Source organism: Moraxella sp. CTOTU48841 (genome assembly GCF_032061225.1).
In the GTDB taxonomy this organism is placed as follows: Bacteria; Pseudomonadota; Gammaproteobacteria; order Pseudomonadales; family Moraxellaceae; genus Faucicola; species Faucicola cinerea.
This window is the reverse complement of sequence record NZ_DAMBFQ010000003.1, coordinates 140,945-157,823: the sequence shown is the minus strand read 5'-3', so window position 1 is coordinate 157,823 and position 16,879 is coordinate 140,945. Positions and strand designations below refer to the sequence as shown.

General features: G+C 43.3%; 14 protein-coding genes. 3 read left to right on the top strand and 11 right to left on the bottom strand.

Annotated features, from left to right (window positions below):
* Positions 1-58 precede the first annotated feature (58 nt).
* On the bottom strand, positions 59-1,897 hold the full coding sequence (typA, locus tag RT034_RS05190) for a translational GTPase TypA (RefSeq protein ID WP_188875403.1): 1,839 nt from the start codon (positions 1,895-1,897) through the stop codon (positions 59-61).
* Positions 1,898-2,063: 166 nt separating this feature from the next.
* A complete protein-coding gene (locus RT034_RS05185) occupies positions 2,064-3,221 on the bottom strand; it encodes an OmpA family protein (RefSeq protein WP_313014502.1) in 1,158 nt (385 codons plus the stop codon).
* 693 nt (positions 3,222-3,914) lie between these two features.
* Between RT034_RS05185 and RT034_RS05180 the strand changes: the two genes are divergently transcribed.
* Positions 3,915-4,478, top strand: a complete 564-nt coding sequence (locus tag RT034_RS05180; protein WP_313014499.1) for a pilus assembly FimT family protein — start codon at positions 3,915-3,917, stop codon at positions 4,476-4,478.
* Positions 4,479-4,481: 3 nt separating this feature from the next.
* On the opposite strand, the gene pdxJ is transcribed toward RT034_RS05180, so the two are convergent.
* From pdxJ to RT034_RS05140, 8 genes are all read right to left on the bottom strand, one after another.
* Positions 4,482-5,231 carry a pyridoxine 5'-phosphate synthase gene (pdxJ, locus tag RT034_RS05175; protein WP_313014496.1) on the bottom strand — a complete coding sequence of 250 codons (750 nt, stop codon included), beginning with the start codon at positions 5,229-5,231 and terminating at the stop codon, positions 4,482-4,484.
* A 39-nt stretch (positions 5,232-5,270) separates the two neighbouring features.
* Positions 5,271-6,026 carry a DNA repair protein RecO gene (recO, locus tag RT034_RS05170; RefSeq protein ID WP_313014492.1) on the bottom strand — a complete coding sequence of 252 codons (756 nt, stop codon included), beginning with the start codon at positions 6,024-6,026 and terminating at the stop codon, positions 5,271-5,273.
* Positions 6,027-6,048: 22 nt separating this feature from the next.
* Entirely contained in the window at positions 6,049-7,098 is a 1,050-nt protein-coding gene (gene era, locus RT034_RS05165; protein ID WP_313014488.1) for a GTPase Era, read from the bottom strand.
* Positions 7,099-7,213: 115 nt separating this feature from the next.
* Positions 7,214-7,999 carry a ribonuclease III gene (rnc, locus tag RT034_RS05160; RefSeq protein WP_313014486.1) on the bottom strand — a complete coding sequence of 262 codons (786 nt, stop codon included), beginning with the start codon at positions 7,997-7,999 and terminating at the stop codon, positions 7,214-7,216.
* Between the two features lie 86 nt (positions 8,000-8,085).
* Positions 8,086-8,478 (bottom strand): DUF4845 domain-containing protein, encoded by a 393-nt coding sequence (locus RT034_RS05155; RefSeq protein WP_313014485.1) that lies wholly within the window; start codon positions 8,476-8,478, stop codon positions 8,086-8,088.
* Between the two features lie 107 nt (positions 8,479-8,585).
* Positions 8,586-9,491 carry a signal peptidase I gene (gene lepB / locus RT034_RS05150; RefSeq protein ID WP_313014483.1) on the bottom strand — a complete coding sequence of 302 codons (906 nt, stop codon included), beginning with the start codon at positions 9,489-9,491 and terminating at the stop codon, positions 8,586-8,588.
* An 8-nt stretch (positions 9,492-9,499) separates the two neighbouring features.
* Positions 9,500-11,305 (bottom strand): translation elongation factor 4, encoded by a 1,806-nt coding sequence (lepA, locus tag RT034_RS05145; RefSeq protein WP_313014481.1) that lies wholly within the window; start codon positions 11,303-11,305, stop codon positions 9,500-9,502.
* Between the two features lie 189 nt (positions 11,306-11,494).
* Positions 11,495-11,860: a zinc ribbon domain-containing protein YjdM gene (locus tag RT034_RS05140; protein WP_313014476.1), complete on the bottom strand. Its 366-nt coding sequence runs from the start codon at positions 11,858-11,860 to the stop codon at positions 11,495-11,497.
* A gap of 253 nt (positions 11,861-12,113) precedes the next feature.
* Here RT034_RS05140 and ygfZ point away from each other — a divergent pair, with 253 nt between their 5' ends.
* Positions 12,114-12,842: a CAF17-like 4Fe-4S cluster assembly/insertion protein YgfZ gene (ygfZ, locus tag RT034_RS05135; protein WP_313014472.1), complete on the top strand. Its 729-nt coding sequence runs from the start codon at positions 12,114-12,116 to the stop codon at positions 12,840-12,842.
* Between the two features lie 168 nt (positions 12,843-13,010).
* Here the strand turns inward: ygfZ and RT034_RS05130 are convergent, their stop codons facing one another.
* On the bottom strand, positions 13,011-14,351 hold the full coding sequence (locus tag RT034_RS05130; protein ID WP_313014468.1) for a BaiN/RdsA family NAD(P)/FAD-dependent oxidoreductase: 1,341 nt from the start codon (positions 14,349-14,351) through the stop codon (positions 13,011-13,013).
* A gap of 379 nt (positions 14,352-14,730) precedes the next feature.
* Here RT034_RS05130 and acs point away from each other — a divergent pair, with 379 nt between their 5' ends.
* Positions 14,731-16,680, top strand: coding sequence for an acetate--CoA ligase (acs, locus tag RT034_RS05125; RefSeq protein ID WP_313014464.1), 1,950 nt, complete (start codon positions 14,731-14,733; stop codon positions 16,678-16,680).
* The last annotated feature ends 199 nt before the right edge of the window (positions 16,681-16,879 follow it).

Genomic DNA, 16,879 nt, shown 5'->3' with positions numbered 1-16,879 from the left:
AAGCTTTTTGTAAATAAATGTTAGGCTTTTTCAAAATTTTTATAGCTTAGCTCTGCTATTATTTACGACCGTTACGTTTACGCTCATTTTCAGTCAAGTATTTTTTGCGTAGACGAATTGATTTTGGTGTCACTTCAACCAACTCATCATCTTCAATAAATTCAAGCGCTTGTTCAAGGGTAAAAATGATTGGCGGCGTTAAAATAATCGCATCATCGGTACCACTGGCGCGCACGTTCGTCAACTGTTTTGCTTTGGTTGGATTGACTACCATGTCATCGCTACGTGAGTTTTGACCGACAATCATACCTTCATAGACTTCAGTTTGTGGTGATACAAACATACGACCACGTTCTTGAAGGTTAAATAGTGCATAGCCCAATACAGTACCATTCACCATAGAAATCAACACCCCATTTTGGCGTTTTGCCACATCGCCTGTTTTCACAGGACCATAATGTGAGAAACTTGAGGTCATGATACCGGTACCTGAGGTAATGGTTAAGAACTCAGAGCGAAAACCGATTAAACCACGTGACGGTACTACCGCTTCAATACGGATACGACCTTTGCCGTCAACTTCCATATTGGTCAATTCGCCTTTACGGTAGCCCATTTGCTCCATTACCGCGCCTTGGTGCTGTTCTTCAACGTCAAAAATCACATTTTCAAAGGGTTCTTGTTTCTCGCCTTCGATTTCACGAACAATTACTTCTGGACGTGACACACCCAGCTCAAAACCTTCACGGCGCATATTCTCAATCAATACAGATAAGTGAAGTTCCCCACGACCTGAGACTTTAAATTTATCAGGACTGTCGGTATCTTCTACGCGAAGTGCCACGTTATGAATTAACTCACGTTCTAGGCGCTCACGAATATTGCGTGACGTCACGAATTTACCTTCTTTACCCGCAAATGGTGAGTTGTTCACTTGGAAAGTCATCGATACGGTTGGCTCATCGACACTTAGCGCTGGTAAAGCTTCCACGTTTTGTGGATCACAAATAGTATCAGAAATATTTAACGCATCGATACCCGTGATACAGACGATATCACCTGCCTGTGCCATAGGTACTTCGATACGGTCGAGACCATGGTAACCCATGATTTGTAGGATACGGCCGTTACGTTTATTACCTTCTTTATCAACAATCGTTACAGGCGTATTGGTTTTAACTGACCCACGTTGAATACGACCGATACCAATCAAACCTTTGAAGTTATCATAGTCAAGACTTGAAATCTGCATACGGAATGGACCTTCCGTATCCACCTGTGGTGGCTCAACAACATTAACGATGGTTTCAAACAATGGCTGCATATCTTCTGCAAGCTCGTCAGGCGATAACCCTGCAATACCATTCATGGCAGAGGTATAAACGATGGGAAAATCTAGCTGCTCATCTGTCGCACCCAAATTATCAAACAAATCAAACACCTGATCCATGACCCAGTCTGGACGTGCGCTTGGTTTGTCAATTTTATTAATCACCACAATTGGCTTTAAGCCACGGGCAAATGCTTTTGAGGTCACAAAACGGGTTTGTGGCATAGGACCATCAACGGCATCAACTAATAACAACACACAGTCAACCATCGACATCACCCGTTCAACTTCACCACCGAAGTCGGCGTGACCAGGGGTGTCGACGATGTTAATACGGTATTCAACGCCGTCTTTAGGATTGGTCCATTTGATCGCCGTATTTTTGGCTAAAATGGTAATACCACGCTCTTGTTCTAATGCGTTAGAGTCCATGACGCGTTCAACTTCTGCGGCACGCTCACCAAAAGTACCTGATTGTTGTAACAGTTTATCGACTAGAGTAGTTTTACCATGGTCAACGTGGGCAATAATCGCAATATTGCGAAGATTTTTGATTGAATCTGACATAAAAAAATAGCTCTTGAAAATTCGGCTAGGAAGGGAAATTAAAACACGCGGTAGTATAACATCTTATCGTTAAAAATAGATTAAATTTATCTAAGTTGAGTTTATAGCTGATAATAAAAATAAAAAAAGCTACCAACGAGGGTAGCTTTTTTTAATTAATGGCTAATTATTGTACGTTCATGTCTTTAGTTTGAACAGTTGTGCCAGATTTGTTACCAGTGATGATAGCATATACACGACGGTTCATTGCACGACCTTCAGCAGTATTGTTGTCTGCGATTGGGCGGTCATAACCGTAACCCACTGTGCTAATACGTTGTGGAGCAACACCAAATTGGTTAACTAACATTGATTTAACCGCATTTGCACGTGCTTCAGACAAACGTTGGTTATAGCGCGCAGATGGACCAGTTTTTGAAGCATGACCTTCAATAGAAGCTGTTGAATTTGGATATTCATTCATTTTTTCAGCAACTTTTTGGATTTCTGGTTTGTACTGATCTTTGATGACAGTCTTGTCATTGTCAAAGAATACACGTAATTCCATACGCAACGCATCGTCAAGTGCGATTTCACGTGGGCAACCATCAGCATCTACAACAACGTTTAATGGGGTGCCTGGGCATTTGTCAACGCTATTTAACACGCCATCTTGGTCGTCATCACCATCAGTCACAACGATTGGCTCAACAGGTGTAGGCTCAACTACTGGCGCTGCTGGTGCCAAGTGACCACCTAGAACCACGTTAAGACCTGCTAATGCTAGACCTTCCCACCAATCGTTATCGAAGTTATAAACCGCACGACCTTCACCACGTAAGCTTAATGCGTCATTGATACGGTAGTAAGCACCAAGACCTAAGTTACCAATTGTGTCTTTAGAAGTGGCTTTGCTGCCATCATCAAATGCCATTGAGGTTTTTGATTGACCTGCACCGATTAACACATATGGCTTGAATGGGCTGTTAGTGTAGCCACTAAAGGTTTCAGTACCGATAGTAAAGTTACCTGAGTATGATTTTTGTTCAAACTCATGTCCGTTAACTTTATCGCCGTTGCCATTTAATGCGTCAGAATCAGTTTCACCGTACTCTAATTCAAGTGCGATAGTAGGTGTCAATTCGATACCAATACCTGCACCAGTGTACAAGTCGTTATCTTGGTGAGTACCAGCGAATTGCTCGCCTTGTTTGTCTTCAGTTTTGCTGATACCATCTACATAATGATAACCTAGTAGCAAAGGTGTAACAGTAACGCCTGCGTTAGCGGCTACTGGCATAACAGCTGCAGCAACAACTGCTAGAGCGATTTTATTTAGCTTCATAGAAGTCCTCCAAAGGATTGGCTCATTTTAAATTAAAATAACCTGAAAGTTAATTCACAAAATAACACATCAAAACACATGCAATTTATGAACTTGTTAAATATAGCTTAACGCCTAAAAATTGTGTTTACAACTCTTTTTTTTACATTGCTACACAATATTACACGAACATCACAATATGTTATATTTTTATTTTTTAGTAGCTAAGCTTATTAATTACGCTCGATACTAAGAATTCAACAACTATTATAATGATTCGACATTACACATCAAAACTATATACTTATCTTGAGAAGGATTTTAATACAGTCTATTTAAATTTACCATATCTTAAATTCATACTTTCACTAAATGATACATTCTAGTGACATTCACTTACTAAATAAAGGAGACATTTACGTTACAGTCACAACATTTTTTTCTTAATAATGTTTTAGACCAGTAACAATACGTATTTGAACATTTAAACCCATCTTAGCCTGTGAAAACCTTACTATCTAGAATAGACATTCCATTCCCTGATAACATCAGTCGTTTAGTCGCTTTCATTCACTTTTTAGCCACCAGCCTTACCTTATAGTTCAATATTTGTTTGTTAATTCTTTTAAACTCTATATAATAATGAACTAAAGTCGTTTATTGTGTTATCCCATCATCACTTAACTGGTAGCTTTAATAGAATGAATGAATAGAATGAATAATGCAAAAACCAACGTGTTCTCAATAAAAAGACAGGGGTTTACTTTGATTGAAACAGTTGTCGTTGTGGCTGTTTTATCTATCATCGTAGCGATGGCTTCGATTACTATTACCAACAGCTTAAAGCAAATGGAAGCAAAAAGCACCGCTTCAAGCTTAATGAATTTTTTAAGCAGCGCAAAACAAGAGGCGCTAATTTATCAAAACCCTGTCATCGCCTGTGTGGCTAGCGATAGCTTGGCTTGCGTGACAACTGGCGGTCATCAGCTGATTAGCTTTATCGATAAAAATAACAATAACAGCTATGAGGCAGCGGTAGACAAACTCAATCATCAGCTTACGTTAGATTTGTCCTGGGGGGTGCTGACGGCAAATATCTCGCTGAATAACAACTATATTATTTTTAAGCCAGAAAATGCTAGACCCATTGGTTATATGGGTAATATTCAATACTGCCCTTTAGATGGTAAGGTCGATAATCGACTAAAGGTAAGTTTTAGTAAAACAGGCATTATTAAATATAAGCCCTACTCAGTTGAACAATTTAATTGCCCCTAATAGCTAGGCTTTTGCTGTAAATGCTTTTCTCATTGCGCTCACCGCTTCGCTAAGTCCCATAAACACACTGTCTGCAATAATGGCATGACCGATATTTAGTTCATGGATGCCACCAATATCAGCAATGGGTGCAACGTTGTCACGGGTAAGACCGTGCCCTGCATTGACCAGTAAACTTGCTTTTGCCTCGTGGGCATGAGTCACGGCTGTTTTGATACGGCTGATTTCATGGCTAATTTTAACTTGGTCATGTTGCAAACAATAGTCAGCATAGGCGCCCGTGTGTAGTTCAATGGCATCTGCACCTAACGCAATGCTTTTATCAATTTGTGCCAACTCTGGGTCAATGAATAGTGATACTTGGGTCCCGACCTGATGTAACTGTTGAATCGCACTGGCTATTTTGTGCTGATTACCAATCACATCAAGCCCGCCTTCGGTGGTCAGTTCTTGGCGTTTTTCAGGCACAAAGCACACCCATGCTGGCTTAACATCACAGGCTATCGCAACCATCTCGTCAGTGACCGCCATTTCAAGGTTCATACGAGTGGTTATGACTTTGGCAAGCCGATAAACATCATCATCTTGAATGTGACGACGATCTTCACGTAAATGCAGCGTGATGCCATCCGCCCCCGCCTGCTCACATATTAACGCACCTGCCACAGGGTCGGGATACGCCACGCCGCGCGCTTGACGCAACGTTGCAATGTGGTCGATATTGACACCGAGTAAGGGTTGATTGCTGGTCATGACATGCCCCATTTTGTCTATGATTGATACTGAGTAAGCTTATTGATATTGGGTAAGCTGCTGCCAAAGTTCTCGGCTTTGCAAGGTTTGATAATTGAGTAAATTATCCATCAAATGGCGGTGCATGGCACTGATGCTATTGACCAATTGTTTGGCTAACTCAAAATCTTGTTGCATCATTTGGTTAAAGCTAGCTTCATCTTGCAAACATTGATACCAAGTTAGCAGCTGCTCACCTGTTAATGCTATGTCGGGTTTATCCAAGGGTAAAACAGGCATAAATCCTTGCTGTAGCTGGTATTGATAACGCTGCGATGGGACTATTAAATCCCCTAACGCATCTTTAGCAAAATCGAACCCATAGCCTAATTGTTCAAACAATACATTTTCAAAGCGCCTTAAATACCACTTTAAACGGGTCATGTCATGTGGCGATTGCGCTGGGTCGACAAACAGCGTTGCCATGTTTGCCAGGCACTGCTGATATGCTTGCCATATCTCAGCAAACGGCTCTTCAACAGGTAATAGTTTTTGCAAAATCTCGTTGAGATACATGCCTGCATACAGGCTTTGTCCTGTGAGGGTAATGTGATTTTGCAAAATCTGGCTTTGACTGAAGGTTTTTAGGCTGTTTTTACCATTGCCAAAAAATTGTATGGGGACAAATAGCGGTAAGTTTTTTTTACCGATACCATGTACTACGCCCCATTCTTCACTAAACAGGTAAACCAAACTACGGTTTTCACCATATGGCTTTTGGTGCAGAATATAACCTGTTAGCAGTTGATTGCGCATAGTAGCTTATTTGCCTTATTGCTTAGTAGCCCAAGCTCGTTAGCGCACGCTCATCATCTGACCAGCCTTTTTTGACTTTGACCCACAGCGTCAGCATCACTTTTTTATCAAACATTTTTTCCATGTCTTGGCGCGCTTCGATGCCGATTTGTTTGATTTTTTCGCCTTTATCACCGATGACAATCACCTTTTGACCCTGCCGCTCGACAAAAATCGTGGCATCGATGAAGGTCACAGCTTTACGCCATTTGCCTGTTTTTGGGTCTTGATGTGCGGGCTCATCCTTGAAGGTGTCGATTTGTACGGTTAAATCGTAAGGAATCTCCTCGCCCGATGCGCGCATCACTTTCTCACGAATGATTTCACTGGCTAAAAAGCGTTCTGAACGGTCAGTGACTTGCTCTGCATCATAGATGGGCGCTGCAATCGGTAAATGCTTACCGATGACTCGTACTAGCTCATCTAAGTTGTGCGCCCGTAATGCAGATACCGGCACGATATCGCTAAATACTTGGGTATCATGCAGTTTTTGTAGTAGCGCGAACAGCTGAGCTTCGTCCTTAATGGTGTCGCTTTTATTAATCACTGCAATCACAGGGACACCCAAATTTTGCACTTTGGCAAACACCAGCTCATCATCTTCCACCCATTTTAGGCTATCAATCACAAACAATACCGCATCAACGTCTGCCAAAGCCGAGGTTGCGGCTTTATTCATACGCTCATTGATAGCGCGCACTTCGCGGCTATGGATACCCGGGGTGTCAACAAAAATCGCTTGTAGTTGCTCGTTGGTCAAAATCCCCATAATGCGATGGCGGGTGGTTTGGGGTTTTCGCGAGGTAATCGACAATTTTTGACCCAACACATGATTCATCAATGTTGATTTACCCACGTTTGGACGTCCGACAATGGCTACATATCCCGTGCGAAAATCCACCGCACGCGCGGGTGCTGCTTCACTTTGCCCACTAAAGAATTGACTGATAACATCATGGTTGTTGTCCGCTGATGGATTGTCGGCAGCTGGGTCAGTGGTTGTTTGTTGGGTAGCGTCTGTTTGGTTAGACATAAAGTGGGATCTCAACATTGGTTTAAAGGGTACAAATTATTGTAGAAGAGTTTTGAGCAAATTTCAGTAAGCATTTCATCAAATTTGGGTGTTGACAGTATAGCAGGTTGGCAAATTAGCGCAGCGGAGGTAGCAAATCACTGATTTTAGTCAGCATGGCTTCGGCACAGCGCTGCTCGGCAATACGGCGACTTTCACCTTGGGCTGTGACTGACGCTTGGGTTGGCGCTATGGGTTTGGCGGTTTTATTGTCAAAAATAATTTCGACTTGGCAGCTGACCACAAAAATTTGATTGGGGGCATTGCCAATGGTTTCGATCACTTCATAGCGTGGCAGTGCAAGTTGGTGTGCTTGCAACAGCTCTTGTAAACGGCTTTTGGCATCTTTTAGCACTTTTTGTTCTTTCACTTTTTCAAACAAATCTTCAAACCACGCCAGCACACAAGCTTTAACCGTATCAAAATTTTGGCTATCAAGATAAATAGCGCCAATCAAGGCTTCAACGCTATCTGCCAAGATTGAGGCGCGCTGACGACCACCGCCTTTACGCTCGCCCACCCCTAAAATCAAATAATCTGACAAATTGAGCTGCTTTGCGATAATCACCAAGGTTTCTTCGCGCACAAGCGACGCACGTAAGCGACTGAGCCGACCTTCATTATAGTCGGGATAGCGCAAAAATAAGGCTTCTGCGATGATCACACCGAGCAATGCATCTCCCAAGAACTCTAATCGCTCGTAATTGTGTTCGCTATCAAATGAGCGATGCATGAGTGCCATTATGGGTAAATTTACATTATCAAACTGATAACCCATTTGATAAAACAGTGCGGTTAATTGACGCACTTGTGGCGGTAGTTTTTTGAGATTAAAGGTAGGGATAGTGATTGGTAAATTCATCTGCTTCAAATTGTTAGAAAAGTATTCGCCAGTGAAATCATCATATGGCTATCACTTACTTAAGATTGGGGCTACAAGTTCAATAACTATTGCTTGGCGACTTTGGCATCTTCTGCGCTAATGGTATCTTCAAAGCGATTGACGATATCGACGTTACCAAAAAAGTTGTTTGCTTCATCGTATTTCAATTTCACTGACATCGCACCTGGCGTATTATCCACCACTTCCACGACATCTTCTGCCTTTTGGCTGACACCGTTGATATTCCATTGGGAATTGACGTTACCTAAAAACTCTTTAACAGTTTCTTTGTTGTCATTGGACTTTTTGAGTTCAAATGCCAACGATTTTTTGAGTTGGTAGTGACCGACTTGGGCAGGGATAATAGCTAAACCGATTTTGGCACACACGACAATGAGTACAATCATAATCACGATACCCGTGACGCTGGCGCCGCGCTGATGACTGGGTAGGTTCATGCCGTATTCTCCTCTTACCATCGCTCAAGATAGGTTAATGTAAGCTTTAATTAATTAAATATTCTCAACAACAAAGGCTTTGATATCCAATTTTTTAAAGCAAGCGGTTAGTGTATTGCGCCATTGCGATTAAAAGTGGGCAAACTTAATCCACTGGCTTTGTGCGTCCACACATACACGGCTTTACCCGCTAGGTTCTCATCAGGTACAAACCCCCAAAAACGACCATCAGCACTGCGATCACGGTTATCGCCCATCACAAAATAGTGTCCTTTAGGCACTGTTAGTTGCCATTGTTGACCTTGGCTTGCCATCAATTGAGGTGAGGCTTGCTGCAAAAAGCTGGCATATTGAAACCAATTTTTGTCACCCAAATAGCGCACCAAATGTTGATGATCGCTACTGGGTGATTCTTGCATATACTGGGCTGTCTGTTCTTCTTGATTGCCCAGTTGCGCTGCTTGCTCAGCCGTCACAAGCTCACCAGTCTCAGTTTTACCTGGCGGATAGAGCTGCGCTGTCATCTTAGGGTCGGGAGTAAAGTTTGCTGGCGTGGTCGCAATCGCTTTACCATTGACGCTTAACTGCCCGTTGTTAAAGCTCACCGTATCACCACCCACGCCAATCACCCGCTTGATATAATAAATTTTTGGGTTCTCAGGATAGCGAAATACCACCACATCACCATGCTGTGGCGCGCCTAAATCAAGCACTTTGGTATTCACCAGTGGCAAGCGGATACCATACGCGTATTTATTGACCGCAATAAAGTCACCCGTATACAGGGTTGGCACCATCGACGATGATGGAATATTAAACGGCTCAATCAAAAACGAGCGTACTACGAGCACAATCGCTAAAATCGGGAAAAAATCATACGCCCATCGCACCGGCGCAGTCGATTTTTCCAATCCTTTGCTTTGCTTTTGCTTTAGTACCAATTTATCCAGTAGCCAAATAGCGCCCAAAATCAAGGTCGCAGGGACAAGAATCAAATTAAAATCAAAATCCATACTTGCCTCTACGACTGGTTATCCACTTTTAACACCGCCAAAAACGCTTCTTGTGGAATCTCAACACGCCCCACTTGCTTCATGCGTTTTTTACCTTCTTTTTGCTTTGACAGTAGTTTTTTCTTACGTGACACGTCACCACCATAACATTTAGCAAGTACGTCTTTACGCATGGCTTTGACCGTGCTACGGGCGATGATTTGGCTACCAATCGCCGCTTGAATTGCCACGTCAAACATTTGGCGCGGAATCAATTCTTTCATTTTTTCAACCAGCTGATTACCGCGATAGCGCGCTTGATCAGCATGACAAATCATCGCCAAAGCATCAACTTTTTCGCCATTAATGAGCACATCCACCCGCACCAATTTATCTGTTTCAAAGCGCTCAAAGCCGTAATCAAGTGACGCAAAGCCACGTGACACTGATTTTAGACGGTCAAAAAAGTCCATGACCACTTCACCCATCGGAATATCAAAGGTCAACTGCACTTGCTGTCCCATAAACTTCATATCAACTTGGATACCACGACGCTCGATACATAATGTCATCACGTTACCCAGATAATCGGGTGGCACCAGAATGTGACAGCGCGCAATCGGCTCACGAAACTCATCAATCAGACCTGGGTCAGGCATTTTTGATGGGTTATCGATTTGGATAATCTCACCATTGCGTTTTTTGATTTCGTAGATAACGGTCGGGGCGGTGGTAATCAAATCTAAATCGTATTCACGCTCAAGACGTTCTTGGATGATTTCCATATGGAGCATCCCCAAGAAACCACAGCGAAAACCAAACCCAAGGGCATCAGAGGTATCAGGCTCAAAAAACAACGCAGCGTCATTGACTTGCAGTTTTTGTAGCGCTTCACGAAACGCCTCAAAGTCACTCGAATCGACAGGGAACATACCGGCATAGACTTGTGGCTTGACCTTTTTAAACCCTGGTATGCTATCTACATCTGGGGTTTTGGCAAGGGTAATGGTATCACCCACAGGCGCGCCGCCAATGTCTTTGATACCGGCAATCACGAAACCCACTTCGCCTGCTTCTAAAATATTGGTCTCAAACGATTTTGGGGTAAATACCCCAATCGATGTCACAATATGCGTGCCTTTGGTGGATTTGATATGGATTTTATCGTCTTTTTTGAGCGTGCCTTGACGCACACGTACCAGTGACACAACCCCAAGATAATTGTCAAACCATGAGTCAATAATTAACGCTTGCAAAGGGGCATCCCGGTCGCCTTCAGGCGCGGGAATACGCTCAACAATCGCTTGTAGCAAATCATCCACGCCCACGCCTGTCTTGGCAGAAACGCGGGGTGCATCCATCGCTTCAATCCCGATAATGTCTTCGATTTCTTGAATCACGCGCTCGGGATCCACTTGCGGTAAGTCAATCTTGTTGAGTACCGGTAATACTTCAAGCCCCTGCTCAATCGCGGTATAACAGTTGGCAACCGACTGCGCTTCTACGCCTTGCGCGGCATCAACCACCAGTAAAGCGCCTTCACAAGCCGCCAGTGAACGCGATACTTCATACGAAAAATCGACGTGCCCTGGGGTATCAATAAAGTTAAACTGGTATTTATCACCGTTTGGGTGGTTATAATACAGTGTGACAGATTGGGCTTTAATGGTAATACCGCGCTCGCGCTCAATATCCATCGAGTCAAGTACTTGCGCCTGCATTTCACGTGCTTGTAGCCCCCCACACATTTGGATAATGCGGTCGGCAAGCGTGGATTTACCGTGGTCGATATGGGCAATAATAGAAAAATTACGAATATGAGATAAGGCGGTCACAATTACCTACTAACAAAAAAGTATATGATTAAATTTTTAGAAAAATAGCCTTATTGTAACGTATTTTTCTACAATCACCTACTGAATTTATTGTGACAGCTTTTGGGATGTCATAAAAAAAGATAAGCTTTGGGTGTCAATATCTGTTGCAGGCTTAAAACTCCAAACATTGCCTAAACCCTCCGCAAACTAGGCTTTTTTGACAACGCTGGATTTGAGTTTCATCGCGCCAAAACCGTCAATTTTACAATCAATATCATGATCATCGGCAGCATCATGGAGCAGACGAATGGATTTGACTTTAGTACCCACTTTAATGGGCGTGCTTGCGCCTTTGACTTTTAAGTCTTTAATAACCGTCACACTATCCCCATCTTGTAGCACATTGCCGACGGCATCTTTAATAATTTGTTCGCTGGCTGCTTCGGTTTCGCCCGCTTGCCATGCCTGCTGCTCTGCTTCAAAGCCACACATCGGGCAAATCAATAAATCACCATCTTGGTATGTATAATTTTCTTTACACTTGGGGCATGGGGGACAGGCAGGTAAACTCATAGCACACGCTCAATTATCTTAAAAAAAATTTAACAGTCGTTAAGTGATGTATTGTACGCGATAAGTCACATCAATAATAGTAATCAGCCAGCACAGAAAACCCTCTGACAAATGACCTAGTAACAGTAGTTAGACAAGCAGGACTTAAACCAGCATTTAGTCAAGCATAACCTAGTAAAGCATGATTGCAGTCCGAGCCCAATTGTGCAAAACTTTGATCATAATTTTTTTAGCAAATAAAAAGAGAGCCACCATGACAGATTTCGTCGTCTTTGATATAACCGGTGCCGATGCCCAAAAATTCTTGCAAGGACAATTAACCTGCAACGTCACCAAACTCAGCGACCAATTCCAAGCGACCGCGATTAGTAATCTCAAAGGGCGCGTTGCGTTGGGTATTTGGATTAGAAAAATAGCGGATGACGCTTACCAAATCGTCATCAGCCAAGACTGTGCTGATGAGTTTGCTAAGCATATCAAAAAATATGCGGCGTTCTCAAAACTCACCCTATCAGCCCCACGTGATATTTTTGCGGTTGTTGACAATGGGGTACCTAGTTTTAGCGAATCAGAGAATGGCACTGACACCGATGTTGACCGTAAAGCATGGCAAAAAGCGAGTATTGCTACAGGCAATTACTGGATTGTCAAAGCCACCGCAGGCTTGTGGCAACCCCAAGAGTTACGTCTACACCAACAAGGCGGTGTTGATTACGATAAAGGCTGTTATTTAGGTCAAGAAATCATTGCACGGTTATATTTTAAAGCCAGCCCAAAAGCTTGGCTCCACCGCGTAGCAGGTACCGGTGATATACCTAACCCAGGTGAAAAAATTGGCAGTGTCGATGTGGTCAATAGCATTGCTACTGACACAGGTTTTGAAGCCTTGGTGGTGGCACGTCCCGATGATATTGCCGCCAGTAATCTGACCATTCTTGAGTTACCTCAAGCGCTGCAACAACCGGTTGCGCGCCAACATTAAACACCCACCAAACTTGATTAACGTAAATGCGTTAAAATAAATCGGTTAAAATAAAAAAGGCATTTCGCTGATGCCTTTTTTAACTATTTTTTTTAGGGTCATCAATACCTAACCCACTTCAAAACTAAACCATTTTATAGCTAAACCTCTTTCATTTTATATTTATAGCTAAACCACTTCGCCAGCTACAAACCCACTTGCCCAAGCCCATTGGAAATTGTAGCCACCTAACCAACCAGTAACATCGAGCACTTCACCGATAAAATACAAATTCGGTTGTAACTGACTTTGCATGGTTTTTGAAGAGACTTTATCAGTAGCAACGCCACCGCGTGTGACTTCAGCTGTACGATAGCCTTCAGTGCCTGATGGCGTCAAACGCCAAGCATTGAGCTGCTCACCAAGCTGCGCTAACTTCTCGTCTTTAATATTGGCAAGCTCAGTCTCAGCCATGTCTTGCCACAATAAACTTTGCAAAGTAGTCATCACTTTTTTAGGTAGCGTCGCCGCGCCTATCTGGTCATTTAGCACGGTTCTAATCAGCTGTTTTGGGTGCTGTTTTTTTTGCTCGGCTAAAAATACTGCCATATCAAGGCTTGGGAATAAATTGATAAAAATCGGCTCGCCCACGTGCCAATAATTCGATAGCTGTAACATCGCAGGTCCGGATAAACCGCGATGGGTAAATAGTATGGGCAACCTAAAACTGATGCGCTCATTAAATGCAATGACCTCAAAACTAACCCCCGATAACGATTTAATCGCATCGCCAATCTTATCGGTAAAGGTAAAGGGTACTAGTCCTGCCGATGTTGGCACAATGGTATGCCCAAATTGCTGCGCTACTTGGTAACCAAATCCTGTCGCACCCATGGTCGGAATTGACAACCCGCCTGTGGCGACTACCAACGAGTGACAAGTTAAGGTTTGCTCGCTATTTTTTTGATTGGCTAGTTGATGAGGCTGTTGACTAGCTGGTTGATTGACAGTTAAAACAAACCCCGTATTGTCGGGTAACGCTTGGATTTGCTGGATGGTGGTTTTTAGTTGAATAGTTACTTTATAGGCGCGGCACTCAGTCAGTAGCATTTGCAAAATATCATTGGCAGAGTTATCACAGAACAGTTGCCCATGCTCACGCTCATGATAGGGAATCTGATACTGGCTAACCATGCCAATAAAATCCCAATTTAAATAGCGTGACAATGCCGATTTGCAAAAGTGCGGATTGTTACTTAAATAATGCTTAGGCTCAATGTCATAGTTGGTAAAATTACAGCGCCCACCGCCGCTCATAAGGATTTTCTTGCCCGCTTTATTGGCATGATCTAGCACCAGTACCCGCCGTCCACGCTTGCCCGCCGTCAATGCACAAAATAGTCCTGATGCCCCTGCCCCGATGATGATGACATCATACGCAAACGTGGACGGTGCGTTTGTTGACCCAGCGTGATTTTGAACCGTGTCAATCTTTGGTGAAGTATTTGGTGAAATATGTTGTTGCTGCATGATGACCGCTATTTATCAAGTAAAAGACCAAATGAGAATCTGCTTACAATAAAGATATTTGCCCAAGATCGGAAAAAATATCCCTAAAATATCTTGAGTAACATTGCAAAATTTGTGATTTTTTGCCAAACTAAGGAAAAGGCACTCTAGAATCAAGGATTAGATTGTATTGCATTTTCATAGTGAGCGGACGTTTATTGATGGCTCGTTTTATCGCTGTGTTGCTAGCCCGTGTTACTGCCAACTTGTCAATGTTAGCTTATCAACGTGAAAATGTTGTTTTTGAAGTTAAGCCCACTACCTATTTGAGCCGTTTGTCAGTTCGTAGCCATTTAGAGTATTACCCCACCAACCTACGAGTCATAACAAGGAATGTTTTATGAAGAGCTACCCTCATAGCGCTGAATTTGCTGCTAAAGCCAATACCACTCCCCAAAAATACGCCGAAACCTATCAAGAATCTGTGGAAAACAATGAAGCGTTTTGGGCAAAACGCGCTGAATGGATTGATTGGATAAAAAAACCCACCAAAATCAAAAACGTCAATTATGACCTAAACAATTTTAGCATTAAATGGTTTGAAGATGGTGAGCTTAATCTATCGGTCAACTGTCTTGACCGTCACGTTGCTGAAAACCCTTACAAGCCTGCGATTATTTGGGAAGGCGACCACCCCTCACTTCATAAAATTATCTCCTACAAAGAGCTACATTCAGAAGTATGCCGCCTTGGTAGCGCACTGCGTCGTAAAGGCGTCAAAAAAGGCGACCGCGTCACTATTTATTTACCGATGATTCCTGAAGCGGCTGTTGCGATGCTGGCTTGTGCGCGGATTGGCGCGGTTCACTCATTGGTATTCGGCGGGTTTTCAACGGACAGTCTAGCCAGCCGTATCATCGATAGCCAATCAAAAATTGTAATCACCGCTGATGAATCTGTGCGTGGTGGTAAACATACGCCGCTTAAACAAAATGTGGATCGTGCGCTAGACTATGACGGCACCGAATGTGTTGAAAATGTCATTGTGGTGTACCGTACCGGTGAATCCATCCCAATGAGCGGTCGCCGCGACATTTGGTATCACAACTTAATCGACAATGCCTCTGAAGACTGTCCACCAGAGCCAATGAATGCCGAAGACCCGCTATTTTTACTTTACACTTCAGGCTCAACTGGCAAGCCTAAAGGCGTGTTACATACCACCGGTGGTTATTTGACCTATGCGCTATCCACCTTCCGTGACGTGTTTGATATCAAAGACAATGACGTATTTTGGTGTACCGCCGATGTGGGCTGGGTCACCGGTCACACCTATGTTGTATATGGACCGCTTGCTAATGGCACAACGACCGTGATGTTTGAAGGGGTGCCGCAGTACCCAGATTGGGCGCGTATCGGTCATATTGTTGACAAGCATGACGTTACCATCTTGTATACTGCGCCAACCGCCATTCGCGCGATGATGAAAGAAGGCGATGATTACGTCCGTAAATCAAACCGCTCTAGCTTACGTCTGTTGGGCTCGGTGGGTGAACCTATCAATCCTGAAGCTTGGAACTGGTACTATAACGTGGTGGGCGAAGGTCGTTGTCCGATTGTTGATACTTGGTGGCAAACTGAAACAGGGGGGATTTTGATGACGCCAATCCCCAATACGGTTGATCTCAAACCAGGCTCCGCGATGAATCCACTGTATGGCGTCAAGCCAGCGATTGTCGATGCCGAAGGTGCTGAATTAACGGGCGCTGCCGAAGGCAACTTAATCATCAAAGACAGTTGGCCAGGTCAAATGCGTACCATTTGGGGAGACCATAAACGCTTCTTAGAAACTTACTTTAGCACCTATCCAGGCGCTTACTTCACAGGTGATGGTGCTCTGCGCGATGAAGACGGTCATTATTGGATCACAGGTCGTGTGGATGATGTCTTAAACGTCTCTGGTCACCGCCTAGGTACGGCAGAGATTGAAAGTGCGTTAGTATCGCATCCTTCCGTCGCTGAAGCGGCTATTGTCGGTATGCCACATGAGCTTAAAGGTCAAGGCGTTGCCGCTTACGTCATCTTAAAATCAGGCGAAGAGCCAAGCGAGATGCTCAAAGGTGAAATCAACCGTCATGTCCGTGGTGAGATTGGTCCAATCGCCAACTTAGACTCGCTCTATCTGGTCGAAGCCTTACCGAAAACGCGCTCCGGTAAAATCATGCGCCGTATTTTGCGTAAACTTGCCGCGCATGAATTTGAAGGTTTAGGCGATACTTCAACCTTGGCAGAACCAGAGGTGGTTGATAACCTCATCAATGTGGTTAAAGCTGATAAACAACCTGCTTAATGGCTTACCAAAATTGAAAAAACGTCTATAGCTATAGGCGTTTTTTTCATCGTTTTTCAATTGTTAAATATTTTTAAAAATCCAATTCAAATTTTTAATTTTAATGATGATTTAATTAAACCCAATTGCTTACAATTTTGAGCTTAATCATGCGATAATTGGTTATATTATAATGCCGACCAAAGGCATTTTTAATAAA